Annotated in this window: 2 protein-coding genes; one reads left to right on the top strand and one right to left on the bottom strand. The window is 40.2% G+C overall.

What is annotated here, in order from left to right; all coding sequences use genetic code 11:
- Positions 1-453 (bottom strand): transposase (locus tag ACYVGZ_RS08070; protein WP_460753719.1); only part of this gene is annotated, 453 nt, incomplete at its 3' end.
- A 190-nt stretch (positions 454-643) separates the two neighbouring features.
- Here ACYVGZ_RS08070 and ACYVGZ_RS08065 point away from each other — a divergent pair.
- Positions 644-1,331, top strand: a 688-nt coding sequence (locus ACYVGZ_RS08065; protein WP_460753716.1) for a lipoate--protein ligase family protein, incomplete at its 3' end; no start/stop codon positions are given.

Genomic DNA, 1,331 nt, shown 5'->3' with positions numbered 1-1,331 from the left:
AGCTCTGCGGGCAATAGGTTCATTTAGCTCCCTCATAAACCAACTCATATCAGCCAAGCGTGCTCGATAAGTGTTTGCCGAAGCCTCAACAAATGCCATAACGCTGTTTGAAAGCGGCTCACCTTTAACGTACTGTTGAGTGAAAAGATTGCCTTTATGAAGCTTGTGCCAGCGCTGTATAACCTCCATTGTGGACCAGTTTCTGACGGTTTGTGAATCAATACGCAGCACCACATGCAAATGATTGCTCATTACGGCATAAGCACAGATATCTATGGAAAAAATGCCAGCCAAAAACAATAAACGATTCTCTACCCATGAGCGTCGGTGCTCATAACTTACACCTGTGGTTGAGTCTTCACCACATAAAAATGCACGACGAACACAGCGTGAAACGCAGTGGTAATAAGGGGTATCCTCAACACAAACTTGCTGGCTTCTAGGCATAGGCATGATCTGGCTCCTCTTCCTTGAGAAAACATAAATTGAGTATAGAAGAGGAGAAGAAAAAGACCAATATAATGCTGGAGCCCTTATGATGATTAGAGATTAATGGTGGGTGTCTTACTAAGATTTAAGATTTCACTAAGATTTACAGAAGTTTTTTTGTATCATGAACTCTCTTAATAATTAGACTAATGCCATGCCTAAAAACCAGTACAAAATTGTGCGCCTTACGGAAACAGGCGTTTCAAATGCATTCAAAAAAGAAAATGAGCTTGTAGAGCAAGTAAAGTCTGGTAGGTTAAAGCAAGCTCTTTTACTCTGGCAACCTGATGATCTAACTCTTGTTTTACCCGCAAGCAAAAAATGGCTAGCAACTGACGAGCTAAAAACTAAGCTTAGCAATCTAGAATGGAATATTCTTCATCGACGAACCGGTGGCGCGCCTGTTCCACAAACGTCTGGCATTATTAACGTTTCCCATATTTATGTAGCAGACCAGAACACAACCAATCTCATAAAGAGTGGCTATGAGAACCTTTGTAACGTTCTAAAAAACTTTTTTCACTCTTTCGGCATCAATGCTGAAACACACGCCACACCTAATTCATACTGTGACGGCGACTATAATCTCAATATAAATAAAAGAAAAATAATTGGCACCGCTCAGAGAATACTCACAACGAAAGAAAAACATAAAATTGTTTTAGCGCAAGCTTGTATCTTGATTGATGATGACCTTGAACAACTCATTCACCCCATCAACTTATGCTATGAACTGAATCAGCACAATGAGCAAATCCAATCGAACGTCCACACCTGCTTAAGAGAACATGTTGATATGCTTCCTGATACACAAGCATTGTATAAACGGCTTATTGAAGCAT

It is taken from the genome of Marinomonas epiphytica (genome assembly GCF_054780655.1).
The sequence above is the reverse complement of the archived record's forward strand: the minus strand, read 5'-3'. Positions and strand labels throughout refer to the sequence as shown.